The following is a 25,503-nucleotide window of genomic DNA, read 5'->3' on the forward strand; positions in this document are numbered from 1 at the left end:
GCGGTGGGCGAACGCTACCCCGACGCGTGGACCGCGGTGGTCGCCCTGCTGGTGGCGAACGGGGTCGACACCTGCTTCGGACTGCCCGGCGACGACCTGGAGCTGCTGCGCGCCCTCGACGCCGCCGGCCTGGACCTGGTGCCCTGCCGTGACCAGCGCAACGCGCTGTACATGGCCACCGGTTACGCGCTGCAGTCCGGCCGGCCCGCCGTCTGCGCCCTGGGCAAGGGCCCGGCCGTCACCCACGCGGCCACCGGACTGCTGGAGGCGCGGGAGTCCGGCGCACCCGTCCTGGTGCTCGCCGCCGGCGCGCCCGAACGCCGCCGGGGCAGCGGCGGCTTCCAGGAACTCGACCAGGTCGCCGTGACGGCACCGCTGGTGCGCTGGGCGCACCGGATCGGGCACCCCGACCGGGTGGTCCCGGCGACGGTGACCGCGCTGACCAGGGCCGTCGGACCGCCCGCCGGACCGGTGTACCTGGAACTGCCCGACGACGTCCGCACCGCCGCGGTCCGGGTCACCGGAGCGCCGCCGACACTGCCCGAACCGCTGCTCCCGGACACCGCCCCGGTGACGGCCACCGCCCCGGTGACCGCGGGACCGGCCCTGGCGGCGATCCGGGCGAGCCGGCGCCCGGTCCTGCTGGTGGGCGGCGGCATGCGGCACCGCAACGCCGGCGGCGCGGTCGAGCGGCTCGCCGAACGCCTCGGCGCGGCGCTGTTCAGCACCGCCTCCGGCCGCGGCGCCGTCGACGAGCACCACCCGCGGTTCTGCGGCCTGGCCGGCCTCTACGCCGCGGCCCCGGCCCGCGCGCTGTGGTCCGCCTGCGACCTGGTGGTCTCGCTCGCCGGGCGGCTGGAGGAGACCGTCGCCGAGGGCGGCACGGCGTGGCCCCCGTTCCCGGTGGTGCAGGTCAACCAGGACCCGGCCGGGCTGTCCGCCGAGTTCCCGGGCCCGCGGGTGCTCGGCGACGCCCGGCACGCCGTCCTCGGCTGGACGCGGGCGCTGGAGCAGGACGGCGGGGCCGACCGCGCGGCGGCCACCGCGCCGTGGGCGGACCGGATCGCCGACACCCGCGCCGCCCTGGCGGCCGAGGTGGCGGCCGAACTGGCCCGCGCGGCGGCCCTCCCGGAGATCCGGATCGCCGAACTGCTGGCCGCGCTCGACGCCACCGCCGGCGAGCGCCACGTGCTGGTCCAGGAGAACGGGCTGCAGGACATGTGGTCCTACGGCTTCCCCTTCCACGTCGGCGGCGGGTCCGTGGTGCCGTCCGAGCAGACCCCGCTGGGCTTCGGCGCGGCCGCCGCCCTCGGGGTCAAACGGGCCGCCCCCGACCACGAGGTCACCGCGTTCATCGGGGACGGCGCCTTCCTCGCGGCCCGCGCGGACATCGCCGCCACCGCCCCCGCGCACGGCGGCGTGCTCTACCTGGTGCTGTGCAACGGCGGCTACGGCTGGCTGGACGCCCGACGCGCCCGCCTCGGCCTGGACGCCCGCCGCCACCCCTTCACCCGCGCGGGCGCGCCGCCGCCCGCCGTGGACGGGCCGGACCTGCACTGCCGGGTGCTGCGCGACAAGGCGGCGCTGACCGCGGAACTCCGGTCCGCGCGACGCCACTGCGCCCGTGGCGGCACCGCCGTGCTCATGGTGCCGGTTGCCCCCGACGACCTCCTCCCGGCCGTCCGCGACGCCGAGGCGGTGCCGCAATGACGGACCCGACGCAGCGCGCCGCCACCGGTCCCGGCCGGGACCGGCGCCGGGTGGTGGTCACCGGCTACGGGGCCGTCACGCCGCTCGGCCACACCGTCGAGGAGACCTGGACGGCGCTGCTCGCCGGGCGCAGCGGCATCGCCACCGTGGCCGCGATCGACGTGACCGGCCTCGGCGTCCGGATCGGCGGCCAGGTGCGCGGCTTCACCCCCGGCCGCTACATGCCGCCGAGAGTCAGCCGCCGCGCCGACCCGTACGCCCAGTACGCCCTGGCCGCCGCCCTGGAGGCCTGCGCACAGGCCGGGCTGGTCGTCGACGAGCGGCTGGCGCCGCGGGTCGCCGTGGTCGTCGGCAGCGGCTACGGCCCGGTCGGCTCGATCTACCGCGCCGCCGACCGCCTGCGCGACCGGGGACCACGCGGCATCAGCCCGTTCACCCAGGTCACCACCGCGATGGACAGCGCCGCCTGCGAGATCGCCATGCGCGTCGGCGCCCAGGGGCCCAGCCGCGCCCAGAGCACGGCCTGCGCCAGCGGCGCCGACGCGGTGGGCGCGGGGATGCGCATGATCGGCCACGGGGAGGCCGACGTCGTCCTGGCCGGCGGCGCGGACGCCTGCGTCACCGCGGTCGACCTCGCGGGCAGCGGCAACGCCCGGGCGCTGTCCGGCCGCAACGACGACCCGACCGCCGCCTGCCGGCCCTTCGACGCGCACCGCGACGGGTTCGTGATGAGCGAGGGAGCCGCCGTCCTGGTGCTGGAGGCCGCCGAGACGGCCGAGCGGCGGGGCGCGACCGCCCTGGCCGAACTCGCAGGCTACGGCGCCAGCTCCGACGCCCACCACTGGACCGCCCCGCACCCGGAGGGCCGCGGCGGGTGCCTCGCCGTCGAGGCGGCGCTGCGCGACGCCGGCGTCACGGCCGCCCAGGTGGACTACGTCAACGCCCACGGCACCGGGACGCTGCTGAACGACGCCACCGAAGTGGCCGTGCTGCGACGGGTGTTGGGCGAGCGGGTGACCCGGATCCCGGTCAGCTCCACCAAGTCGATGACCGGTCACATGATCGGCGCCGCCGGAGCCGTCGAGCTGGTGGTGTCGATCCAGGCGCTGCGCACCGGGGACGTCCCGCCGACCGTCAACTGCGACGAACCGATCGACCCCGACATCAACTTCGTGCCGCACCGGACGCAGCACCACGAGGGGCTGCGGACCGCGCTCAGCACCTCCTTCGGGTTCGGCGGCCACAACGCCGCCCTCGTGGTCCGAGCGGTCTGAGGGCCCGGCCGTGAACCACCGCGCGGAACCGCCGAGCCCCGCCACCGTCGTCCGCAGCGGGCCGCTGAGCTGGGTCCAGGAGTGGCACTGGTTCGAGCGCACCCTGCCCCCGGCCCGGCGGGTGAACCCGACACCGCTCGCCGACCACTGCCACGTCCCGCCGCCGGCGACCGTCGCCGACGTCCACGCGGCGCTCGCCGCCCTGACCGCCCGCCACGAGGCGCTGCGCAGCACGGTCGACCCGTGCCGCCCGGTCCAGTTCGTCCACCGCCCGGACTGGGCCCCGCTGCCGGTCGACCACCTCGACGTCCCCGTCGTCGACGCCGCCGTCCTGGCGGCCGCCACCGCGGCCCTGGCCGCCCGCCCGATCGACCCCGAGCAGTCGCCGCCCTGGCGGGCCCGGGTGCTGCTGGCGGCGGGGCGGCCGCGCGCGGTGCTGCTGGCGGTCCACCACGTGCTGATCGACGGGTGGGGGCTGGCGGTCCTGCTGGACCAGCTGCACACCGAACTGCGCGCTGGTGCAGTGAAGTCGAGGTCCGCTCCGGCGCCCGTGCAGCCGCTCGACGCGCTCGCCGCCCAGCGCCCGGAACGCGCCCGCGCGGCCGAGCGGGAGTGGCTCCGGGGGCTCGCCGGCAACCCGACCGGTGTGCTGGCGCCGTTCGGCGGCACGGACGACGGAGCCGGGCGCCACCGTCTCCAGTACCGCTCGGTGGCGGCGTACCGCGACCTCGACCGGGTGGCCCGGCGGCACCGGGTCAGCCCGGAGACCGTCGTGCTCGCGGCGCTGGCCCACGACGTCGCCGCCCGCACCGGCGAACACCGCTTCCTGGCCTCGGTGGTGGTCTCCAACCGGGCCCGGGCCGCGCTGCGGACCGGCATCGGCGTGCGGGCCCTGACCGTCCCGGTCCAGCTCGACCTGCGCCCGGGCGCGGGCTTCGGCGAGCTGGTCGCCTCGGTCGCCGCCGCCTCGGCCGCGGCCTACCGGCACGGTCAGTGGCGACCCGCCGAACTGGTGGCCGCCCAGGCCCGGTTGGACCGCCGCCGGGGGATCCTGACGGTGCCCGCGATCGAGTACAACTGCTACTCGTGGCCGCGCGGCTACCTGGTCCCCGGGGCGGGCGCCGCGCCGGACGGGTCGGTCGGCTGGATCGGCGGCGCGCCGGACGAGCCCTGCGACACGCTCTACGTCGACCTCGCCCTGGACGGGGAGGCCGTCACCCTCGACGTCACCGTCGGGGACCACCTGCTCGACGCCGAGCAGGCGGTGGCGCTGCCGGTCCGGCTCTGCGGCCTGCTGCGCGCGCTCGCCGACGGCGCCGAACGCCCGGTGCCGGCCCGCCCGTTCACGCCGCCCGCGGCCGGCTGGTGGCGCGCCCCGCAGGGGTGGGTCCGCCCGGCGGCGGTCGAGGAGGTGCTGCGCGGACATCCCGGGGTGCTCGACGCGACGGTGGCGCCCGGCTCGGACGCCGGGGAACCGGGCCTCGTCGCCCGGGTCCGCACCGCCCCCGAGGTCACCGCCGAGGACCTGCACCGCCACGTCCTGGACCACCTCGGCGACGCCCCCGGCCTCGCGGCCCCGGAGCGCTACCTGCTGTCCCCGGCCGGTCCGTCCGGCTCTTCCGCTACCCGCCGCACGGACCGGCCGCGGCTGCCGGCCCGCCCGCCCGGGACGGCCGCCGAACGGGCGCTGGCCGCCGCCGTCGCCGCGGTCTCCCCCCGAGGCCCCGACGCGGTGGACCTGAACCGCTGCCTCGCCGACCACCGGATCACCCTGGTCGCCGTCCCCCGCCTGCTGGCGCTGCTGCGCCGGTCCGGTTTCACCGGCCCCGCACCGGACGAACTGGCCGGAACGGCCTCGCTCGGCCACCTCGCCGCCGCCCTGGAGCCCCTGCCGCCCTCGCCGCCCCTGCCGTCCCGTGCCCCCAGCGGAGGAGAACCCCCACCATGACCGCCTCCCGCAGCGCCGACCCGTCCACGGACCGGCTGGCCCCGTGGGCCTTCGCCGCCTTCGTCGAGGCGAACACCCACGACACCGCGTACCGCCCGCCGGTGGTGGACGGCCCGGTCGGGCCGACCATCCACCGCAACGGCCGCGAGCTGGTGAACTTCGCCAGCATCAGCTTCCTCGACCTGGAGCGCCACCTCCCGGTCCGGGGCCACTTCGCCGAGGGCGCGCGCACCCACGGCCTGAGCACCAGCGGCTCCCGGATGACCCAGGGGATCTGCCGCCCGCACCGGGTGCTGGAGGAGACGATCGCCCGCCACACCGGCAAGGAGCGGGCCATCAGCTTCGCCACCGGCCTGCTCGCCAACATCGGCTTCGTGCACGCCATGAGCAGCTCCGCGCACTTCGACACCGGGATCGAGGTGCGCAACCACGACACCGTCTTCGTGGTCGACCGGGACGTCCACTGGAGCATCTGGAAGGGCCTCCAGGGCCTCGCCTACGGCCGTCACGTGCACGCCTTCCAGCACAACGACGTCGCCGACCTCGCCCGGATCCTGGACCGGGTGCGCAGCGGCGGCCGGGGCCGGAAGACCGTGGTGATCGCCGAGAGCATCTACTCGGCCGACGGCACCATGGGCCCGATCGTGGAGATCCTCGACGAGTGCGACCGGCACGGCGCGGTCAGCATGATCGACGACGCGAACGGCTTCATGGTCTACGGACCGGAGCACCGCCCCTACGCCCGGGAGGCGGCCGCGATCCGGGAGCGCGCCGACTTCGTCATGGTGTCGCTGTCGAAGGCCGTGGGCCTGGAGGGCGGCGCGATCGCCGGCCCGGCCCCGGCCATCGACGCCTTCGAACTGCTCTCCGGCACCTCGATGTTCACGGCCGCCATCCAGCCGCCGACCGCCCACGCCGCCGAACGCACCATCGCCGCGCTCGCCGACGACCCCCGGATCGTCGACGGCTACCTCGCCCACGCCGCCCGCCTGCGCCGCCGGATGCACGAAGCCGGCACGCCGACCACGCCGACCGACTCCTACATGCTCTCGGTGCCGGTCGGCAGCGACGCCGCCGCCCTGCAGATGCGGGAGTGGTTCGTCGGGGACGGCTACCTGGTGCCCGTCTTCTCCTACCCGGCCGTCCCGCGCAACCAGGCGCTGCTGCGCCTGTTCCCGCACGAGGGGCACACCGAGGCGCAGTTGGACGGCTTCCTGGACACCCTCCTCGACTACCGGCGGCGGCTCGCGGTCTGACACCCCGCACCCCGCCGCGGCCACCGAGGCCCACCGCACCCACCGCCGATCGACGGACACGCCCCGAGAGGGAGGAACCCGTGGTGAACAACGAACCCGCACCGAGCAGCACCGACATCCTCGACGCCATCGCCGAGATCGTCGAGGAGGTGATCGGTGTCGACGCGGCCGAGGTGAGCGCCGAGACCTCCTTCACCGAGGACCTCGACGTCGACTCGCTGGCCATGATGGAGATCGCCGTGGCGGTCGAGGACAGGTTCGAGGTGAAGATCCCCGACGACCGGGTCCGGGAGCTGCGGACGGTCGGCGACGCGGTGAACTTCATCGTCGACCACCGGTGACCGGTGATCGGGGACCAGTGACTGGGGACCGCGGATGAGCGTTCTGGACCGCTTCCGGCTGGACGGGCGTGTCGCGGTGATCACCGGCGCCTCCTCCGGCCTGGGGGTCGCCTTCGCCGTCGCGCTGGCCGAGGCGGGCGCCGACCTCGTGCTCGGGGCGCGGCGCGCCGAGCGGCTGGCGGCCGTGCGCGCGGCCGTCGAACGGCTCGGCCGCCGGGCCGTCGCCGTGCGGACCGACGTCACCAGACCGGAGGACTGCCGCGCCCTGGTCGACGCGGCCGTGCAGGACTTCGGGCGGGTGGACATCCTGGTCAACAACGCCGGGATCAGCGGCGAACGACCCGCGACGGAGGAGACGCCGGAGCAGTTCCGCGAGGTGGTCGACGTCAATCTGAACGGCTGCTACTGGATGGCCCAGGCGGCGGCGCCGGTGATGCCGCCGGGCGGCGCCATCGTCAATGTGTCGAGCATCCTGGCGCTGGTCACGGGCGGACTGCCGCAGGCCGCCTACTCCGCGTCGAAGGCCGGGCTGCTCGGCCTCACCCGCGACCTCGCCCAGCAGTGGACCCCCGGCCGGGGCATCCGGGTGAACGCCCTCGCGCCGGGCCTGTTCGCCTCCCCGATGACCGACGGCTACGCCGACGGCTATCTGGAGGCGATACTGCCGAGGGTGCTCCCGGGCCGGATCGGGCGGCCCGAGGAACTCGCCGCGGCGCTGGTCTTCCTGGTCTCCGACGCGGCCTCCTACATCACCGGCAGCACCCTGACGGTCGACGGCGGCACCCACATCGCCTAGGACGCCCGGTTCGATCCGCGCACGGAGGTGTTCATGGAGTCGACCGGCACCGTTGGGCGACCCGGCGACGGTGCCCGTCCCGAGCCGCTCGGGGACCCCCGGCTGCGCCGGCTGATCGTCGGTCAGGCGCTGGCGGCCGTGGTCGACGCGCTGTTCATCGTCTGGCTCACCCTCTACGTGCTGAAGCTGGCGGACCCCGGCCTCGCCACCGGGCTGGTCCTGGTGGCCGTGGCGCTGCCGCGGGCGGTGCTGCTGCCCCCGGCGGGCGTGCTGGTCGACCGCCTCGGCCCGGCCCGGGTGGTGGCCGTCGCCGCCTGGCTGCGGGTCGCCGTCCTGCTCTCGCTCGGCGTCCTGGTCGCCTTCGCCGCCCCCTCGTTGACGACGGTCGCGGTGCTCGGCGGCCTGCTCGGTGCCGCCGACGCGGCGTACTTCCCGGCGGCCCTGGCACTGCTGCCCGCCGTGGTGCCGACCGCGAAGCTGGCCCGGGTCAACGGGCTGGTGCAGGGCGCGGAGTCGGTGGGTGATCTGGTCGGCCCGGCGGTGGCGGCCGGTTGCATCGCCGCGGTCGGGTTCACCGCGACGCTCGGCGGGATCACGGCGCTGGCCGCGGCGGCGGCCGTCGCCCTCGGCACCCTCGTCCGCGCGGTGCGGCGCTCCGGGGAGTCCACCGCCGAGGGGGCGTCGCCCGGCAGCGTCCGCGCCCTCGGCGCGGGCCGGGGGTACGCCGGGCGGGACCCACCGGTGCGGGGCATGCTGGCGGCCGTCGGCCTGATCAACATCGCGGTGGTGGGTCCCGTGCTGGTGGGCGGCGCGGTGCTGGCCGAGCAACGCCTCGGCGGCGCCGGGTCGTTGGGCGTCCTGCTGTCCGGGTTCGGCGCCGGTGCGCTGGCCGGTTCGCTGGCGGCCGGGTGGCGGCCGCCGGCCCGGCGGGGGCGGACGGTGGTCGGCGGGGTCGCGGCGATCGGCGCGGGCACGGCCGGACTCGCCGCCGTCACCCAGGTCGCCGCCGCGACGGCGGTGGTCTCGCTGATCGGCCTCGGCTCCGGCTTCCTCGGCGTGGTCGTGGTGGCCACCCTCCAGGAGCGCGTCCCCGAGCGGCTGTTGGGCCGGGTGCTCAGCCTCCTGGTGCTGGCCACGGTCGCCTTCGACCCGTTCTCCTACGTGCTCGCCGGCGCCCTGCTCCCGTACGGCACCACACCGCTCTTCCTGCTCTGCGGCACCGCCGTGCTGGCCTGCGCCGCCCTGCTCGCCACCAGCCCGGCGATCCGCTCCCTGCGCTGAGCCGCGCGGCCGGGGCCCGGCGCCTTCGGCCCCGGCGGGCCGCTGCTCAGGCCTCGGGGGCCGCCAACGCGCCGCGCGCCGCGAGGAGTTCGCGGAGGCGGTGGTGCGGGAGCGCGGGGGAGCGGTGGCCGTCGCGGCCGGTCGTCTCCTCGGCGGTGACCAGGGCGTTCAGCACGGCCTCCTCGACGGCCTGGACGACGGCCTCGTAGAAGGGGTCGATCCGGCCCCAGGGGACGAAGCGCAGGGTCTCGTAGTCGGAGTCGCGGGGCTCGCCCTGGGGGAAGGAGCTGCCCAGTGCGCCGGCGTTGGCGGTGGAGAAGGCGAGGAAGACGTCGCCGGAGAAGTGGCCGCCGCTGGTGCCGGTACGGGCCAGGCCCAGCGGGACCCGGCGGGCCAGGGCCTTGCACTGGCCGGGCAGCAGCGGCGCGTCCGTGCCGATCACGACGATCACCGAGCCGGCCCCGCCGGGGGCGAACCAGTCGGTGTCCTCCATCGGGTTGTCGGCCCGCAGTTCCCGCCCCACCGGGACGCCGGCGACGACGAGTTCGCGCCGGTCGCCGAAGTTGGCCTGGACGAAGGCGCCCACGGTGTAGTCGGCGGAGCCGTACCGGACGACGCGGCTGGCGGTGCCGGAACCGCCCTTGAAGCCGTAGCAGTTCATTCCGGTGCCGCCGCCGACGCAGCCCTCCTCGACCGGCCCGCCCGCCGCCGACTCGATCGCCGCGATCGCGTGCTCGGTGCGGACGTGCGGGCCGTTGATGTCGTTGAGGTAGCCGTCCCAGGTCTCGGCGACCACCGGCAGCAGCCACTGCCGGGCGAGGTCGGGCCGGTGGGCGGCGGTCCAGTCGACGACGCCCCGGTGGACGGTGCCGACGGCGTGGGTGTTGGTCACCATGACCGGGCCGTTGAGCGCGCCGGTCTCCTCGATCCAGGTCGTCCCGGTCATCTCGCCGTTGCCGTTCAGCGCGTACCAGCCGGCCGCGCAGGGCGTGCCCACGCCCTCGCGGCCGCGCGGGAGCAGCGCGGTGACGCCGGTGCGGACGTGTTCGCCCTCGACCAGCGTGGTGTAGCCGATCTGGACGCCGGGCACGTCGGTCAGGGCGTTGGCGGGTCCGGGGGTGCCGTCCAGGGCCAGGCCGAGCGCGCGGGCCCGGGGCCGTCCGGACGGGGTGGAGAGTGACGCGGTGGTGAACACGGTCGGGTGAGCCTTCCTGACGGGGGCGCGGGACGCGGGGGTGGGGGCGCGGAGGGTGGGAGGTCAGTCCACCGGCCGGTCGGGGCGCAGGTCCGGGCAGCCGGTCGCGCTCCGGGCGTAGCCGAGCAGCAGGTCCAGCGAACGCCCGGGCGTGAGCGAGGAGTTGCGCGAGATGATGTGCAGGCCGTAGCCGTCCTCCAGGACGACCAGGTTGGCGGCGAGGTCGAGGGCCGGTGCGGTGAGCTCGAAGTGGCCCTGGGCCCGGCCGATCTCCAGGATGCCCGCGTAGAGGGCGACCTGGCGGTCGTACAGGCTCTGCGCCAGCGTGGAGTAGACCGGGTCGCCGTGCGTGGCCGAGCTGAATTCGTAGAGCACCAGCGCGAGTTCGTCCTCCGGGCCGTCCGGGAGGCCGAGCCGGGCGCAGGCCACGAGCTTGTCGCGGGCGTCCGGCAGCCGGGCGGCGACGGCGCTGCGGTCGGTGAAGAAGCGGTCGGCGGCGCGTCGGTAGACCTGCTGGAGCAGTTCGCCGAGGTCGCTGAAGTAGTAGTTGACCGACCCCCGGGCGACGCCGGCGGCGTCCGCGATGTCGGCGACCCGCAGCTGTGCCAGGCCGTGCCGTCCGACCGCCTCGGTGGCCGCGAGCACCAGCTGCTCGCGGCGGGCGGTCTGGTTCTTCGCTCGGGCCATCACGATTCCTTGTCGCTGACGTCAGATCATGTCCTAGCTCTTGACGTCGAAGTATCCCAGAATTTTGACTTCTGTGCCAAAGAACTCCGATGACGTTTCAGCGACTCAGGAGGACCCGATGGCCGATCCCCCCGCCGCCCGCCCCGCCACCGCCGACGCGAACCCCGCCGGTCCGGGCGCCCCACCGGCCGGCTACGCCCAGGAACTCTCCCGCTCGCTCAGCCTGCGTGAGAACATGCTGATCACCCTCTCCTCGGTGACCCCGGCCTCCAGCGTCTTCATCGTGGTGCCCACGGTGATCCAGCGCCTCGGCGGAGCGGCGGCCGTGGCCTTCGCCCTCGCGGCGGCGGTCGGCGTGCTGATGGCCCTCTGCTACGCGGAGCTGTCCAGCGCCTTCCCGATCACCGGGGGCGAGTACGCCTTCGCGGCGCGCACCCTCGGCCGGTCCACCGGGTTCGCCCTGTTCGCGCTCAGCCTGCTCGGCGGCGTGCTGGTCACCGCCGTCATCGCCCTCGGCACCGGCAGCTACCTGGGCGTGGTCTGGAGCGCCCTGGACGGCAAGGGGGCCGGGCTGGCGGTGATCGTGCTGTCCTCGCTGGTCGCGGTGCTCAACATCCGCACCAACGCCTGGGTGACCGGCGTCTTCCTGCTCCTGGAGCTCGCCGCGGTCGCGGTGCTGGCCGTGCTCGGCCTGGTCCACGTCGAGCAGCCGCTCTCGGTGCTGTGGACCCCGCACGCGCTCGGCGGGGCCGACGGCAACGTCCTGGTCGGGGCCTCCTGGGGGCTGGTCGCCTCGGCCACGGCGACCGCCGTGTTCGCCTACAACGGCTACGGCACCGCGGTGTACTTCGCGGAGGAGACCAGGCGGGCGTCCTCGATCGGCCGGGTGGTGCTCTGGTCGCTCGGGATCACCGTCGTCGCCGAGTGCCTGCCGCTGGTCGCGGTGCTGCTCGGCACGCCGAGCATGGGCGGACTGATGTCGGCCGCCTCGCCGATGAACTACTTCCTGCTGGAACGGGCCGGCTCCGCCGTCAACACGGCGGTCAGCCTGGGCATCGCCGTCGCCGTCGTCAACGCGGTCATCGCGATCATGTTGCAGAGCGGGCGGCTGCTCTACTCCTCGGCCCGCGACCGGGCCTGGCCCGACGCCGTGGGCGGCCCGCTCTCCGCCGTCCACCCCCGGCTGCGCACGCCCCTCGTGGCCACGCTGACCATGGGTCTGGCCACGCTGCTGGTCGGCTGGCTGGTCTCGCTCGACACGCTGATCCTGGCCACCGGCTCGACCCTGGTGGTGGTCTACGTCCTGGTCGCGCTGTCGGCGCTGTTCGGGCGGATCCGGGGCGCCACCGCCACCGCCCCCTACCGGATGCGCGGCTGGCCGTACGTCCCGCTGGGCGTCGTCGCGGTCATGCTCTACGTCGGCTACGAGTCGGTGCGGGCGGACTGGCGCCCGATCACCATCGCGGTCGGGATGCTGGCCGCCGGCTACGCCTACTACTACGCCTACCTCCACCCCCGGCGGGCCGACCGCTGGACCATGCCCGCCCCGGTCCGGGAGGAGGACGGGGCCTGAGCGGGCGCGCCCCGGCCCCCGCCCCCGGCACGGGGGTCGGAGGCCGGGGCCGGGAGCGGTCGGACAGGGGGCGGTCAGAGGTGGTAGGCGTACTCGGTGAACTCCCAGTCGGTGATGTGGCGTCGGAAGCGCCGCAGTTCGTCGCGCTTGTAGCCGACGAAGGCGGCGGTGAAGTCCGCGCCGAGCAGCCCGGTGAGTTCGGTGTCGGCCGCCAGGGCGTCGAGCGAGGCGTCGAGGGTCATCGGCAGCACGGGGGACCTGGCGGTGTCGTAGCCGTACCCCTCCAGCGGCGCGGGGGGCTCGGCGGCGGCGCGGATCCCGAGCAGGGCCGCCGCGAGGGTGGCCGCGACCGCCAGGTAGGGGTTGGCGCCGGCGTCGCCGAGGCGCAGCTCCAGACGGGAGCCCGCGCCGCGCTCCGGCGGGATCCGCACCATCGCGCTGCGGTTGTCCAGGCCCCAGTCGACCAGCCAGGGGGCGAGGGTGTCGGGGCCGAAGCGCTTGTAGGAGTTGACGGTCGGGTTGAGCAGCGAGGCGAGCGCCGGGGCGTGCGCCAGGAGGCCGGCGACGGCGTGCCGGGCGGTGCCGGAGAGCCCGTGCCGGTCGGCGGGGTCGTCGAAGGCGTTGGCCCCCGAGTCGTCCAGGGCCGAGAAGTGGAGGTGGAAGCCGGAGCCGCCCTCGCTGCCGAAGGGCTTGGCCATGAAGGTGGCGAGCCGTCCCTCGGCGCGGGCCAACTCCTTGACGGCGGCCTTGAACCGGAAGGCGCGGTCGGCGGCGTCCAGCGCCCCGGAGTGGGTGAGGTTGATCTCGAACTGGCCGCTGCCGAACTCGTGGTTGCCCGCGGTGACCCCGAGGCCGAGGTCGCGCAGCTGGCGCAGGGTCCGCAGCAGGTGGCGGTCCGGGTCGCCGCGCAGGCCCGCGCTGTAGACGTTGCCGGGCGCCGGGGCGTAGGGCTGCCAGCCGGTCGGCGCCTGCGGGGCCGGGTCGCACAGGTAGTACTCCAGCTCCGGGCCGACCACCGGGCGCAGCCCCAGGGCCGACCAGTGGCCGAGTACGGAGCGCAGCAGGTCGCGGGGTGACTCGGGGGCGGGCCGGCCGGTGGCCGGGTCGACGCTGTCGCCCAGGCACCAGGCCACGCCCGGCTCCCAGGGCAGCGGGGTGAGGGTGTCGAGGTCGGGCCGGACGACCACGTCGGGGAGTCCGGCGTCGAGGCCGCCGGCCATGTCGACCACGTCGCCCTGGGGGCTGGTGTGGTAGACGGCGCGGCAGAAGGCGAGGCCGTGGTCGCAGGCGGACGGCAGGTGCTCCAGCAGGACGTCGCGGGCCCGGTCGACGCCGATGAGGTCCGGGTAGATCACCCGGACGACGTCGACGCCCTGGGCGGTGAGCCGGTCCATCCGGGTCCGGATCCGGGGGGTCTCTTGAGCGCTCACCGGCGGGCTCCTCATCAGGGGGTTCCCGGGCGTCGGGGCCCGGAGGAGGGTGGGGGAGGGGTGGCGGACGAGGGTCGGCGCGGGGCCGGTCGGTCCTCTCGTTTGGTTCCAAACCATAGGGATCGGCCCATCGCCTGACAAGGGGGATCCGGGAATCCCCGTCCCTGCCAAGGGGATTGACCGACCGGGGGCGACTGCCTATGTTGTTTGGAGTCAAACGACAGTCGTCGTGTCGCCCCGCCCGTATCTCCCTCGCCCACACCCTCCCCGGGCGACCCCCGAGAACCGAGGAGCAACGCCCATGCCCGGCCTCCGCGGCTACTTCCACCCCAAGACCGCCACCGGCGAGTCCTCGCTGATCCCCGCGCCGCCGTGGCACTACTCCGGGGACCTGATCACCGTCGAGTACCGCACCGACCCCGCCCGGGTCCGCGAACTGCTCCCCGAGCCGCTGGAACTCGCCGAGGAGGACCCCGGCGCGGTCGCGCTGATCTGGGCGGACTGGCAGTCCTGCTCCGCCTCCGGACGGGAACTGCTGGACCCGGTGCGCTCCCAGTACAAGGAGGCCTTCGCGGTGGTGCGCTGCTCCTACCGCGGCCGCACCTACTCGCGCTGCGTCCACATCTGGGTGGACAAGGACTTCGCCATCGCCCGCGGCCTGCACCAGGGCTACCCGAAGAAGCTCGGCTCGATCCAGATGACCCGGCCGCACCCGTACGGACCGGCCCCCCGGATCGAGGCCGGCGCCCGGTTCGGTGCCACCCTGGCCGCGGCCGACCGGCGGCTCGCCCAGGCCGTGGTGACGCTCCGGGAGCCGGCCGGGACCAACGGCTTCGTCAACGCGCACCCGATGGCCCACCACCGCTGGCTGCCCTCGATCGAGAAGGGCGGCGGCCTGGCCCTGGACGAACTGATCGAGACCGGCGCCGCCTCCTTCGAGGCCGGGCAGTCATGGGCGGCCGACGCCGAGTTGGAGCTCTTCGAGGCCCCCACCGAGGAACTGGCCCGGCTGGAGATCCGCGAGCCGATCGGCGCCTACTACCGCCAGGTCGGCGTGGTCTGGGACGGCGGCAGGGTGCTGGAGACCGGCACCTCCGGGGCTTCGTAGGGCCCGTCTGCGAACTCCCGTCCGCGAACACCCGTCCGCCGCACCCGGCTTGCCGCGCCCCGCGTCCCGCCCGCCGCGCGACCGCCAGCACCGAACACCCGTCACCACCGAACACCCGTCACCACCGAACACCCGCCACCCCTCTGGAGCACCGGACATGCCCGAACAACCCCGCACCGCAGCGGTGACCGCCGTCGTCGCCGGAGTCCCCGTGGACACCCGGCACTGGATCGGCGGCCGCCGGGTCGCCTCCGCCGGGACCTTCACCGACCGTTCGCCGATCGACGGCCGCGCCCTCGCCGAGGTGTCGCGCGGCGGCGCCGCCGAGGCCGGAGCCGCGGTGGCCGCCGCCGCGGCCGCCTTCCCCGGCTGGGCCGCCACCCCGCGCGCCGAGCGCGCCCGGCTGCTGCACGCCGTCGCCGACGGCGTGCAGCGGCGCCTGGAGGAACTCGCCCAGGTCGAGACCGCCGACAACGGCGCCCTGCTGCGCTCGCACCGCCGCGGCGTGATGCCCCGGGTCGCGCACAACTTCCGCTTCTTCGCCGACCGGCTGCTGACGCTCGACCACGAGGACTTCGAGACGCGCGGCCACACCAACCACGTCAGCTGGGACCCGGCCGGCCCCTGCGTGCTGATCACCCCGTGGAACGCCCCGCTGATGCTGGCCAGTTGGAAGGTCGCCCCGGCCCTGGCGGCCGGCAACACGGTGGTCCTCAAGCCGGCCGAGTGGTCACCGCTGACCGCCTCGCTGCTGGCGGACATCGCGGCGGAGGCGGGCCTGCCGGACGGTGTCCTCAACGTGGTCCAGGGCCTCGGCGACGAAGCCGGCGCCGCCCTGGTCTCCCACCCCGACGTCCGCCGGATCAGCTTCACCGGCTCGGTCCCCACCGCCCGGCGCATCGCCGGGGCCGCCGCCGCCAACCTCACCCCGGTCAGCCTGGAACTGGGCGGCAAGTCCCCGCTGCTGGTCTTCGCCGACGCCGACCTCGACCTGGCCGTCGACCTGGCCGTCGAGCAGTACGACAACGCCGGGCAGGTCTGCCTGGCCGGCACCCGGCTGCTGGTGGAGTCCTCGATCGCCGAGGAGTTCCTCCGCCGGTTCGCCGTCCGGGCCGCCGCCCTCACCCCGGGCGACCCGCGCGACGAGGCCACCGACCTCGGCCCCACCGTCCACCGGCGCCAACTCGACCGGATCGACGGCTTCGTCCGCCGCGCCCTCGACGCCGGCGCCCGGGCCGTGGTCGGCGGCGGACCCGACGAGGACCTCGGCGGCCTCCACTACCGCCCGACCCTGCTGACCGACGTGGCGCAGGACAGCGAGATCGTCCAGGAGGAGGTCTTCGGACCGGTCCTCACCCTGCAGACCTTCGACACCGAGGACGAGGCGGTGGAGCTGGCGAACGGCACCCGGTTCGGCCTCGCCGCCGTCCTGGCCACGGGGGACCAGGAGCGCGCCGACCGGGTGACCGCCCGGCTGGTGGCCGGCACGGTCTGGGTGAACTGCTTCTTCGTCCGCGACCTCCGGGCGCCGTTCGGCGGTTCCCGCCACTCCGGCATCGGCCGGGAGGGCGGCAGTTGGAGCTTCGACTTCTACTGCGACCTCAAGAACACCGTCACCGCCCCGAAGGGCGGGCCCGGCCATGGGTGAGGTCGTCGGCGCCGGACTGCTGGCGCACGTCCCCACCATCGTGCTGCCGGAGGAGACCCGCCGGGCGCTCAACGGCGGCCGGGAGGTCACCCTCGTCACCGGGCTGCGGCAGCTCCGCGAGGAGGTCTTCGAGACCCTCGACTACGACACCGTCGTGGTGCTGGACTCGCACTGGGCGACCACGGTGGAGTTCGTGGTCGCCGCGCAGGACCGCCGGGCCGGGCTGTTCACCTCGGAGGAACTGCCGCGCGGGATGTGCCGGATGCCCTACGACTACCCCGGCGATCCCGAACTCGCCCGGAACATCGCCTCGTTCGCGGAACGCAACGGCACCTGGATCACCGCGATCGACGACGTCTACCTGCCGGTCTACTACGCCACCGTCAACCTGTGGAAGTACCTCGGCGAGGGCCTGCCCGACAAGCGCTGGGTGACCATCGGGGTCTGCCAGACCGGCGACCTGGAGGACCACCTGCGCCTGGGCCGGGCGCTGGCCGAGGGCATCGCCGCCACCGACCGCAAGGTGCTGCTGATCGCCTCCGGCGCGCTGTCGCACACCTTCTGGCCGCTGCGGGAACTGCGCGACCACGAGTCCAGCGACCCCGCGCACGTCTTCACCCCGCAGGCCCGGGCGGCCGACCTGGAACGGATCGCCTGGTTCCGACAGGGCCGGCACGACCGGGTGCTGGAGACCATGCCGGAGTTCCGGCGGTACCGGCCCGAGGCCCGGTTCTCGCACTACCTGATGATGATCGGCGCGCTGGGCGAGGAGCGCTGCACCGCACCCGCCCGCCAGTACGGCGAGTACGAGAACGCCATCGGCACCGGGCAGGTCCTGCTCTGGTTCGACCGCCCCGACGCCGGCTGGACCGGCACCGCCGCCGCGTCCGCCGTCTCCACGGGCGGTCCCACCGCCCGCACCACCCCCACCGCCCACCCCGAGACGGAGTCCGCAGATGCCTGAGTACCGCCGCATCCTCCTGGACGGCGCCGTCGTCCAGGTCGTCCGCGAGGACGCCGACCTGGTCGCCGCCGACGGCCGCCGGGTCAGGGCCGAGGAGGCCCACCACCTCCCCCCGGTCGTCCCCACCAAGGTGGTCGCGGTGCACCTCAACCACCGCAGCCGGGTCGAGGAGTTCGGGATCCGGCTGACCCCCACCCCCACCTACTTCCACAAGCCGACCTCGGCGCTCAACTCGCACCGGGGCGCGGTGGTCCGCCCCGAGGGCTGCAAGTACCTCAACTACGAGGGCGAGGTGGCCGTCGTCATCGGGCGGACCTGCCGCAACGTCTCCCCGGCGGAGGCGGGCGACCACATCGCGGGCTACACCGTGGCCAACGACTACGGCCTGCACGACTTCCGCGACACCGACGCCGGCTCGATGCTGCGCGTCAAGGGCTCCGACACGCTCTGCCCGCTCGGCCCCGGCCTGGTCACCGACTGGGACTTCCACGGCAAGTACCTGCGCACCTATGTGAACGGCGAGCTCGTGCAGGACGGCTCCACCGACGAGATGGAGTGGGACATGCACTACCTCGTCGCCGACATCGCCCGCACCATCACGCTCCACCCCGGCGACGTGCTGCTCTCCGGCACCCCCGCCAACTCCCGCCCGGTGCGGCCCGGTGACGTGGTCGAGGTGGAGGTCGAGGGGCTGGGACGGCTCAGCAACCACATCGTCACCGGCCCGGTCCCGGTCCGCGCCGACTGCGGCGCCCAGCCCACCGAGTCCGAGGAGGTCCGGTCCACCGCGCTCGGCGGGGACTGGGAGTTCCGCGGCATCCGGGCGCCCGAGCGCCCCTGAACCGGCGCCCGCACATCCCCTCCCTCCCCCCCACTGCGAACGACAGGTGAACGGCGTGGACACGCGAACGACCGGCCCCGAGGGGGCCGCGGGCGAGGCCCGCAGATCGAGTGGCACCCTCAAGCCCGACGCGCTCGGCGTCCTGGGCATCGTCTTCTTCGTCCTCTCGGCACAGGCGCCGCTCACCGGCATCGCCGGCGCCGTCCCCATCGCGATAGCCCTGGGCAGCGGCCCGGGCACCCCGGCCGCCTACCTGGCCGCCGGAGCACTCGTCCTGCTGTTCTCCGTCGGCTACGTGGCGATGAGCCGGCACGTGGTGGACGCCGGCGCCTTCGCCGGCTACATCGGCCGGGGCCTGGGGGACACGGCGGGGACGGGCGGCGCGGGCGTCGCGCTGTTCGCCTACAACGCCGTCCAGGCGGCCATGTACGGGCTCTACGGATCCATGGTGAGCGGCCTGTTCGCCCGGCACCTGGGCTGGGACGTGCCCTGGTGGGCCTGCGTCCTGGTCACCATGGCGGTCGTGCAACTGCTCGGCGCGGCGGGCGTCGAGATGGGCGCCAAGGTGCTCGCGGTGTTCGTCCTCGCCGAGGTCGGCATCCTGCTCGCGTTCGGCGTCCTCGTCCTGCTGCGGGGCGGCGGACCGGAGGGGCTGGCCGCGACCCGGACCTTCGCGCCGTCCGCGGCCCTCGGCGGCGCCCCGGGCGTGGCCCTGATGTTCGCCCTGGCGTCGATGCTCGGGTTCGAGGCCACCGCCATCTACGGGGAGGAGGCCCGCGAGCCCCACAAGACCGTCCCGCGGGCCACCTACCTGGCCGGCGGCGTCATCACGCTGTTCTTCGCCTTCACCACCTGGATGCTGGTCTCCGCGTACGGCCCGTCGAAGGCCGTCGCGGCGGCGGGCGCCGCGCTGGCGGGCGGGGACGCCGCGGTCTTCGTGTTCACCCCGATCGCCGAGCGGCTCGGCGGCTGGACCGGTGACGTGCTCCCCTTCCTGCTCGCCACCTCGCTCTTCGCCGGCATCCTGGCCTTCCACAACTCGGCCAACCGGTACCTCTTCTCGCTCGGCCGCCGACGGCTGCTGCCCGGCCGCCTCAGCCGGCTGAACCGGCGGCGCTCCCCGGCGGTCGCCGGAGCCGTCCAGACCGCCGTCGCCGCGGTGTTCGTACTGCCCTTCGCGCTGACCGGCAAGGACCCCGTGCTGACGCTCTTCTCCTGGGGCAGCGGCGTCGCGGTGCTGGCGATCATGCTGATGTACTTCCTCACCTCCGTGTCGGTGATCGTGTTCTTCCGCCGCGAGCGGCTGGACGACCGGCTCTGGCACACCGTGGTCGCCCCCGGCCTCGGCGCCCTCGGCGTCACGGCGGCGATCTGGCTGATCGTCTCGAACTTCACCACGCTGATCGGTGGGGACACGGCCGCCGCGACGGTGCTGGCGGCCTCCGTCCCGGTGGTGTTCCTGGTGTGCGCGGGCCTCTCCCGGCTGCCGACGGTCCGCGCGGCCGCCGACGACTGACCGGGCACCGGACGGCCCAGGGGCCGAGCCTCCGGACGGGGGGTTCGGCCCCGCTATATTGGCGCGGAAGGATCGATTCGCCGCACACCGCAGCCGACGACCCGTCGCGTTGCGAGAGGAGGGGACCGTGCCGGGCCAGCGTTCCATCACGGAGGCCGAGAAACTCGTCCAGGCCAAACTCGGCGGCGTCCCCATCCAGCACGAGCAGATGGCGATGGTCGCCAACATCCACCGCGCGGCGTCGGCGGTGCGGCAGTACTTCGAGAACTCGGTGCTGCGCGGCTCCGACCTCACCTGGACGGCCTTCGTGGTGCTCTGGGTGATCTGGATCTGGGGGGAGGCGGAGACCCGCCACGTCGCCGAGGAGGCCGGGATCTCCAAGGGCACCCTGACGGGCGTCTCCCGCACCCTCCAGTCGCGGGGCCTGGTCAGGCGCGCCGACCACCCCACCGACGGCAGGCTGGTGCTGCTGAGCCTCACGGAGGAGGGCGAGTCCCTGATGCGGCGCCTGTTCCCGGAGTTCAACGCGGAGGAGGCGTTCGTGGCCGCCCCGCTCAGCACCGAGGAGTGCCGGAGCACGGCCGACGCCCTGCGCCGGATCGTGGTGCAGGTCGAGACGCACGGCGAGGAGCGCCGGTTGAGCCTGCTGAACGGGGCCGAGCCGGCGCAGCGGCGCAGCGGCCGGAGGGCGAAGCCGTAGGGGGTGTCGGCCTCGCGGGGTCAACGCCGCCGGGCGGCGCGGACGAGTGCGTCGAACAGGCCCTGGTTGGCCGGGTCCTGGGCGGCGGTGTCCTCCGGGTGCCACTGGACGGCGGCGAACCAGCCGGTGGCGCCGGGCAGTTCGAGGGCCTCGGGGGTGCCGTCGGCGGCCCGGGCGGTGACCTCGACCCCGGTCCCGGTCCGGTCGACCCGCTGGTGGTGGTAGCAGGAGGCCTCGACGCGCTCCGCCCGCAGCGCCTCGGCGACCGCGGAGCCCGGCCGCACCGAGACGGGGTGCACGAGGTGCCGGTGCTCCCGGTCCGGCCCGCCCATGTCCTGGCACAGGGTGCCGCCGAGCGCCACGTTCACCACCTGGAGGCCCCGGCAGACCGCCAACAGCGGGAGCCCGGCGGACAGCGCGGCACGGCTCAACTCCAGGTCGAAGCCGTCCTGTCGGTCGTCGACGTCGTAGACGCTCCGGTGGGTCTCGGCGGCTCCGTAGCGGTGCGGCGCGAGGTCGCCGCCGCCGGGGAGCAGCAGTCCGTCGAAGCGGGCCAGCCGGTCGGCGACCTCGGCCGGGTCGGCGGTGCCGGCGGGGGCGTGCGGATGGATGGTGGCGGGTTCGCCGCCCGCCCGCCACACCGCCTCGACCAGGGCACGGGCGTTGACCTCCGCCGCGTGGCGCAGTGCGGAGGCGGAGGCGCTGAAGCGGGCCGGGATCGCGATCAACGGCCGGTGCGCGCCGGGGCGGTGTTCGGTCGGCCGATGCCCGCCGGGGCGGTGTTCGGTGGGGCGGTGTTCGGTCGGGCGGACGCTCACAGTCGGATCCAGGTGGTCTTGAGCTCGGTGTACTTCTCCAGTGCGTGGGCCGACTTGTCGCGGCCGTTGCCGGACTGCTTCACGCCGCCGAACGGCACCGTGAGGTCGCCCTCCTCGTAGCAGTTGACCCAGACCGTGCCGGCCCGCAGCGCCCGGGAGACGCGGTGCGCGGTCGTCAGGTCGGAGGTCCACAGCCCGGCGGCCAGGCCGTAATCGGTGTCGTTGGCGAGCGTCACGGCCTCCTCCAGGTCGTCGAAGGTGAGGACGGAGAGCACCGGGCCGAAGATCTCCTCGCGGGCGAGCCGGGAGTCCGGGGCGACCCGGTCGAACACGGTCGGTTCGAGGAAGCTCCCGCCGCTCCCGGTGCGGGTGCGGGAGCCGCCGGTGCGCAGCCTGGCGCCGTCGGCGCGCCCGGCGGCGATGTGCTCCAGCACCCGTTCCAGGTGCGCCTCGCCGACCAGGGCGCCCATGTCGGTCGCGGGGTCCAGCGGGTCGCCGACCCGCAGGGCGCGGGCCCGGGCCAGCACGGCCTCGGTGACCCGTTCGGCGATCGAGCGGTGGACCAGCAGACGGGAGGGGGCGGTGCACATCTCGCCCTGGTTGAAGAAGATCCCCCAGGCCGCGGTGGCCGCCGCGGCGTCCAGGTCGGGGGCGTCCGGGAGGATGATGTTCGGGGACTTGCCGCCGAGTTCCAGCCAGACCCGCTTCAGGTTGGAGTCGGCGGCGTAGCGCAGGAAGTGCCGCCCCACGGCGGTGGAGCCGGTGAACGCGAGCACGTCCACCCCGGGGTGCAGTCCGAGGGCGCGGCCGGCGGTGGGGCCGTCGCCGGAGACGACGTTGAGGACGCCGGGCGGCAGCCCGGCCTCGGTGGCCAGCCGGGCCAGCGCCAGGGCCGACAGCGGTGCGCACTCCGAGGGCTTCAGCACCACGGTGCAGCCGGCCGCGAGCGCCGGGGCGACCTTCCAGGACGCCAGCGTGAGCGGGAAGTTCCACGGGACGACGGCGCCGACCACCCCGGCGGGCTCCCGGGTGACCAGGGCGAGCGCGTCGGGGGAGACGTGCGGGGACTCGTCGGTGAGCTTGTCGGCGAGTTGCCCGTACCACCGGAAGGTGGCGATGGCGGCGCGCAGTTCGATGTCGTGGGCGTCGGTGATCGGCTTGCCCGTCTCCAGGCTCACGGTGAGCGCCAGGTCGCCGCGGTGCTCCTCCAGCAGGTCGGCGAGGCGCAGCAGGAACCGACCGCGTTCGGCCGGTGCGAGCCTCGGCCAGGGGCCGGAGTCGAAGGCCCGACGGGCGGCGGCCACGGCGAGGTCGACCTCGGCGGGCGTGGCGTCGGAGACCCGGGTGAGGGTCCGTCCGTCCCGGGGCGAGACCACGGCGTAGTCGCCGCCGGAGCCCGGTTCGTCCCGGCCGTCGATGTGGTGGGTGGTGGCCGGGCGCAGTCCGTCGGCGCGGTCCAGCCAGTCCTGGTGGGTGACGACCTGCGGCATCGGGGGGCCTCCGGGTGTTCGGTATGGTCATTTGACTCCAAACAATATGGGCCTGATCCGGCCCCCCACAAGAGGGTGGGGACAACTCCGCTGCTGTGACCGGCCGTTGTCGGGCCGATGACCGGCCGCTCGGCGGCGGTGCTGCTGCGCCGGCGTTACCCGAACGGGTGAGTCCGCCCGGGATTCCGGACGTGCCCGGCTGGACTCGGCCATGATGCTGGATCGGCCGGGCGTTGCGCGGACCGAGGGCGAGCAGGGGAGCGCGGTGGCGGTGGCGGTGGAACGGATCCCGGAAAGTGTCGTACCCCCCGTTGCCGTACCCCCCGTTGCCGTGCCGCCTGTTGCCGTGCCACCGCCCCGGCCGGGCGGGCGGCAGCGGGCGGGGGTGGTGCCGGGTCATGTCGCCTGTGTGATGGACGGGAACGGCCGCTGGGCGGCGCAGCGGGATCTGCCGCGCACCTCCGGTCACAGCGCGGCCGAGGCCACGGTGATCGACGTCATCGAGGCGGCGAGGGCGGCGGGCGTGCGGTGGCTGAGCCTGTACGCGTTCTCCACCGAGAACTGGAGCCGGCCCGGGGCCGAAGTCGACTACCTGCTGCGCCTGGTGCGCCGGGTCGTGCGCAAGCACGCGCCGCTGCTGCACGCCCGGGGCATCCGCTGCCGCTTCCTCGGGAACACCGATCCGCGGATCCCGGCCGGGCTGGCCCGCGACTTCGCGGACCTGACCCTGCTCACCAGCCGCAACCAGGGCATGACGCTGACCGTCGCGTTCGATCACGGCGGGCGCCGGGACATCGTCGAGGCCGCCCGGTCGCTCATCCGCAGCGGTGCGGCGCCCGACGCGGTGGACGAGGACGCCTTCGCGGCCCATCTGCCGTTCCCCGACACCCCGGACGTGGACCTGGTCATCCGGACCTCGGGGGAGCAGCGGATCTCGAACTTCATGCTCTGGCAGGTCGCCTACGCCGAGTGGGTGTTCCCACCGGTGCTGTGGCCCGACTTCCGCGCAGCGCACTTCCTGGAGTGCCTGGACACCTATCAGCGCCGTCAGCGCCGGTTCGGCGGCGTGTCGGCGGAACCGAACGGAGACGAGGGACTGTGACCCAGACGACCACGGGCGGCGAGAGGCCGGAGCCCGCCGCCACCACGGAGCCCGGGAGCGGCGGCACCGCGCGGACGGCGCAGATCTTCGGCCCGCAGACGCGGTTCCACACGCTCTTCGACGACCCCTGCTGGGCCGTGGCCATGATCCGGGCGACCGTCATGGAGGCGGCCCACCCGCAGATCGGCGCGGCGCTGGCGGACAGCTCCACGTTCGTGACGCATCCCTGGCGGCGGCTGAACAACACGCTGCGCAGCTTCCGGATCCTGGCCGGACCGGACGGGTCCGCGCGCGAGCGGGAGGTGGCCCGGCTCAACCGGCTGCACGTCCGGCTGACCGGCACCGACGCCAGGGACCGGCCGTACGACGCGATGGACCCGGCGGCGCGCGCGTGGGTGGTGGCCACCATGTTCGAGAGCACCGTCACCATGTTCCGCTGGAGCGGGCGACCGCTCGACCAGGCCGCGATGGAGGAGCTGTACGCGCAGTACCAGGCCTTCCTGGCGCTGCTGGACCCCTCCAATGACGCCCTCCCCGGGTCGCTGAAGGACTTCTGGCCCTACTACGACCGGGTCGTCGAGGAGGAGTTGGAGAACACCGAGGCGCTGCGCACGATCCTCTACCACCTCTTCGACCACCTCCCGGCGCCGCCGCTGCTGAGCGGGGTACCGACGCTGTGGGCGGCCGGGCGCGCCGTGGCCGGGCCGGCCATCGGGGCGATCACGGTCGCGTCCCTTCCGGAGGCGTTCCGCCGGCGGGCCGGACTGACCGAGATCCCGGGCGCCCAGGTGCTGACCCAGAGCGCCTACCTCGCCCTCGGCACGGCACGCCTCCTGCCGGAGGGCTGGATCACTGCGGAGAGTCTCATCGGCCTGCTCTCGCAGTCCCCCGACAGCGACGATCCCCGGGTCCGGGCGCTGGCGTCCGTGGGGGAGGGGATCAAGCGCTTCGGCGCGCTGCTGCGGCTGGTGACCCCGCTGCCGGACGAGCCCGACCGGCCCGGCGCCGGCGGGCCTTCCGGCTCGGGCGGGTCCACCGGCGCCGGGGCGCGGGACGGTGCGGTGCAGCGCAGCGCCGAGGAGTTCTTCGACGAGGTGCTGGACCAGACCGGGGACGGCTACGTGGACTGGCCCGATCTCGCGGCCATGGCCCGGGAGTTGTCGGGCCGGCTCGATCTGGACGAGCCGAAGGAGACCAGGCTCTACGACGCGTTCGCCGCGTGGTGGCGGGAGCTCCAGTCCACGCTCGACGCGAACGGTGACGGCCGCATCAGCCGGCAGGAGTACGCGCAGGCGGTGCCCTCCCTCGCCGGTCCGGCCCTGATCCGGCTCGCCGAGGTGCTGTTCGACGCGACCGACGCCGACGGCAACCAGGTCATCGACGCGGACGAGTACCGCGCCCTGTTCCGTACGGGCTTCCGGCGTGAACTGCTCGACTCGGACGGGACGTACTCGCGGGCGGCGTTCATCAAGGACTTCCTGTCCTTCATGGCGGGCCGTCGGCGCTCCAGCGCCTACGACCCGCTGTTCGCCCAGGAGTAGCCCGCGGGAGCGGACCGCCTGTCCCGCCACCGCCTGTCCCGCCACCGCCTGTCCCGCCACCGGCTGAGACGCCTCCGGCTGTCCCACCACTGGCTGAGCCGCCGGGGCCCGGGCCCCGGCGGCTCAGCTCTTGAGTTACGGCGCGGGCGAGTGGCGAGCGGCGTTTCGGTCGAGGTCGGAGAGGACCGGGGGGGCCCCGGGCCGCCCCGGCCGGGGGCGGCGGGGGGGGGGGGGGGGGGCCGGGGGGGGGGGGGGGGGGCCGGGGCGCCGGGGGGGGGCGCCGG

General features: G+C 75.0%; 21 protein-coding genes. 16 read left to right on the plus strand and 5 right to left on the minus strand.

Annotation, left to right across the window (positions count from 1 at the left end; translation table 11 throughout):
• The first annotated feature begins 3 nt into the window (after positions 1–3).
• The 7 genes from ABTZ03_RS25805 (at position 4) to ABTZ03_RS25835 (ending at position 8,606) form a co-directional block, all read left to right on the plus strand.
• Positions 4–1,710, plus strand: coding sequence for a thiamine pyrophosphate-binding protein (locus tag ABTZ03_RS25805; RefSeq protein WP_350515445.1), 1,707 nt, complete (start codon positions 4–6; stop codon positions 1,708–1,710).
• Positions 1,707–2,984 (plus strand): beta-ketoacyl-ACP synthase II, encoded by a 1,278-nt coding sequence (gene fabF / locus ABTZ03_RS25810; RefSeq protein WP_350515446.1) that lies wholly within the window; start codon positions 1,707–1,709, stop codon positions 2,982–2,984. Before ABTZ03_RS25805 ends, fabF begins: the two co-directional genes overlap by 4 nt.
• Before the next feature lie 10 nt (positions 2,985–2,994).
• Complete coding sequence (locus ABTZ03_RS25815) at positions 2,995–4,932, plus strand: condensation domain-containing protein (RefSeq protein ID WP_350515447.1); 1,938 nt, start codon at positions 2,995–2,997, stop codon at positions 4,930–4,932.
• A complete protein-coding gene (locus ABTZ03_RS25820) occupies positions 4,929–6,188 on the plus strand; it encodes an aminotransferase class I/II-fold pyridoxal phosphate-dependent enzyme (RefSeq protein ID WP_350515448.1) in 1,260 nt (419 codons plus the stop codon). Before ABTZ03_RS25815 ends, ABTZ03_RS25820 begins: the two co-directional genes overlap by 4 nt.
• An 80-nt stretch (positions 6,189–6,268) precedes the next feature.
• Positions 6,269–6,529 (plus strand): acyl carrier protein, encoded by a 261-nt coding sequence (locus ABTZ03_RS25825; protein ID WP_350515449.1) that lies wholly within the window; start codon positions 6,269–6,271, stop codon positions 6,527–6,529.
• A gap of 34 nt (positions 6,530–6,563) precedes the next feature.
• Positions 6,564–7,325 (plus strand): SDR family NAD(P)-dependent oxidoreductase, encoded by a 762-nt coding sequence (locus ABTZ03_RS25830; RefSeq protein WP_350515450.1) that lies wholly within the window; start codon positions 6,564–6,566, stop codon positions 7,323–7,325.
• Between the two features lie 33 nt (positions 7,326–7,358).
• Positions 7,359–8,606: an MFS transporter gene (locus ABTZ03_RS25835; RefSeq protein WP_350515451.1), complete on the plus strand. Its 1,248-nt coding sequence runs from the start codon at positions 7,359–7,361 to the stop codon at positions 8,604–8,606.
• A 46-nt stretch (positions 8,607–8,652) separates the two neighbouring features.
• On the opposite strand, the gene ABTZ03_RS25840 is transcribed toward ABTZ03_RS25835, so the two are convergent.
• On the minus strand, positions 8,653–9,801 hold the full coding sequence (locus tag ABTZ03_RS25840; RefSeq protein WP_350515452.1) for a DmpA family aminopeptidase: 1,149 nt from the start codon (positions 9,799–9,801) through the stop codon (positions 8,653–8,655).
• A 63-nt stretch (positions 9,802–9,864) separates the two neighbouring features.
• Positions 9,865–10,488, minus strand: coding sequence for a TetR/AcrR family transcriptional regulator (locus ABTZ03_RS25845; protein WP_350515453.1), 624 nt, complete (start codon positions 10,486–10,488; stop codon positions 9,865–9,867).
• Positions 10,489–10,606: 118 nt separating this feature from the next.
• Between ABTZ03_RS25845 and ABTZ03_RS25850 the strand changes: the two genes are divergently transcribed.
• Entirely contained in the window at positions 10,607–12,061 is a 1,455-nt protein-coding gene (locus ABTZ03_RS25850; RefSeq protein ID WP_350515454.1) for an APC family permease, read from the plus strand.
• A 74-nt stretch (positions 12,062–12,135) separates the two neighbouring features.
• On the opposite strand, the gene ABTZ03_RS25855 is transcribed toward ABTZ03_RS25850, so the two are convergent.
• Positions 12,136–13,491: a glutamine synthetase family protein gene (locus ABTZ03_RS25855; protein WP_350515455.1), complete on the minus strand. Its 1,356-nt coding sequence runs from the start codon at positions 13,489–13,491 to the stop codon at positions 12,136–12,138.
• Between the two features lie 301 nt (positions 13,492–13,792).
• On the opposite strand from ABTZ03_RS25855, the gene ABTZ03_RS25860 reads away from it, so the two are divergent.
• The 6 genes from ABTZ03_RS25860 to ABTZ03_RS25885 all read left to right on the plus strand — a co-directional run bounded on the left by ABTZ03_RS25860 (position 13,793) and on the right by ABTZ03_RS25885 (position 20,268).
• Entirely contained in the window at positions 13,793–14,599 is an 807-nt protein-coding gene (locus tag ABTZ03_RS25860) for an acetoacetate decarboxylase family protein (RefSeq protein WP_350515456.1), read from the plus strand.
• 157 nt (positions 14,600–14,756) lie between these two features.
• Positions 14,757–16,247: an aldehyde dehydrogenase gene (locus ABTZ03_RS25865; protein ID WP_350515457.1), complete on the plus strand. Its 1,491-nt coding sequence runs from the start codon at positions 14,757–14,759 to the stop codon at positions 16,245–16,247.
• On the plus strand, positions 16,240–17,211 hold the full coding sequence (locus ABTZ03_RS25870; protein ID WP_350515458.1) for a 3,4-dihydroxyphenylacetate 2,3-dioxygenase: 972 nt from the start codon (positions 16,240–16,242) through the stop codon (positions 17,209–17,211). Before ABTZ03_RS25865 ends, ABTZ03_RS25870 begins: the two co-directional genes overlap by 8 nt.
• Positions 17,204–18,052, plus strand: coding sequence for a fumarylacetoacetate hydrolase family protein (locus ABTZ03_RS25875; RefSeq protein WP_350515459.1), 849 nt, complete (start codon positions 17,204–17,206; stop codon positions 18,050–18,052). The genes ABTZ03_RS25870 and ABTZ03_RS25875 overlap by 8 nt, the downstream gene beginning before the upstream one ends.
• Before the next feature lie 55 nt (positions 18,053–18,107).
• Entirely contained in the window at positions 18,108–19,568 is a 1,461-nt protein-coding gene (locus ABTZ03_RS25880) for an APC family permease (RefSeq protein ID WP_350515460.1), read from the plus strand.
• A gap of 127 nt (positions 19,569–19,695) precedes the next feature.
• A complete protein-coding gene (locus ABTZ03_RS25885; RefSeq protein ID WP_350515461.1) occupies positions 19,696–20,268 on the plus strand; it encodes a MarR family winged helix-turn-helix transcriptional regulator in 573 nt (190 codons plus the stop codon).
• A 20-nt stretch (positions 20,269–20,288) separates the two neighbouring features.
• Here the strand turns inward: ABTZ03_RS25885 and ABTZ03_RS25890 are convergent, their stop codons facing one another.
• Together ABTZ03_RS25890 and ABTZ03_RS25895 are read right to left on the minus strand one after the other, a co-directional pair.
• A complete protein-coding gene (locus ABTZ03_RS25890) occupies positions 20,289–20,996 on the minus strand; it encodes a gamma-glutamyl-gamma-aminobutyrate hydrolase family protein (RefSeq protein WP_350515494.1) in 708 nt (235 codons plus the stop codon).
• An 86-nt stretch (positions 20,997–21,082) separates the two neighbouring features.
• On the minus strand, positions 21,083–22,576 hold the full coding sequence (locus tag ABTZ03_RS25895; protein ID WP_350515462.1) for an aldehyde dehydrogenase: 1,494 nt from the start codon (positions 22,574–22,576) through the stop codon (positions 21,083–21,085).
• 412 nt (positions 22,577–22,988) lie between these two features.
• On the opposite strand from ABTZ03_RS25895, the gene uppS reads away from it, so the two are divergent.
• Together uppS and ABTZ03_RS25905 are read left to right on the plus strand one after the other, a co-directional pair.
• Entirely contained in the window at positions 22,989–23,678 is a 690-nt protein-coding gene (gene uppS / locus ABTZ03_RS25900; RefSeq protein WP_502894581.1) for a polyprenyl diphosphate synthase, read from the plus strand.
• Positions 23,675–25,219: an oxygenase MpaB family protein gene (locus tag ABTZ03_RS25905; protein ID WP_502894582.1), complete on the plus strand. Its 1,545-nt coding sequence runs from the start codon at positions 23,675–23,677 to the stop codon at positions 25,217–25,219. The genes uppS and ABTZ03_RS25905 overlap by 4 nt, the downstream gene beginning before the upstream one ends.
• Positions 25,220–25,503 lie beyond the last annotated feature (284 nt).

This window comes from Kitasatospora sp. NPDC096077 (genome assembly GCF_040303245.1).
Lineage (GTDB): Bacteria > Actinomycetota > Actinomycetes > Streptomycetales > Streptomycetaceae > Kitasatospora.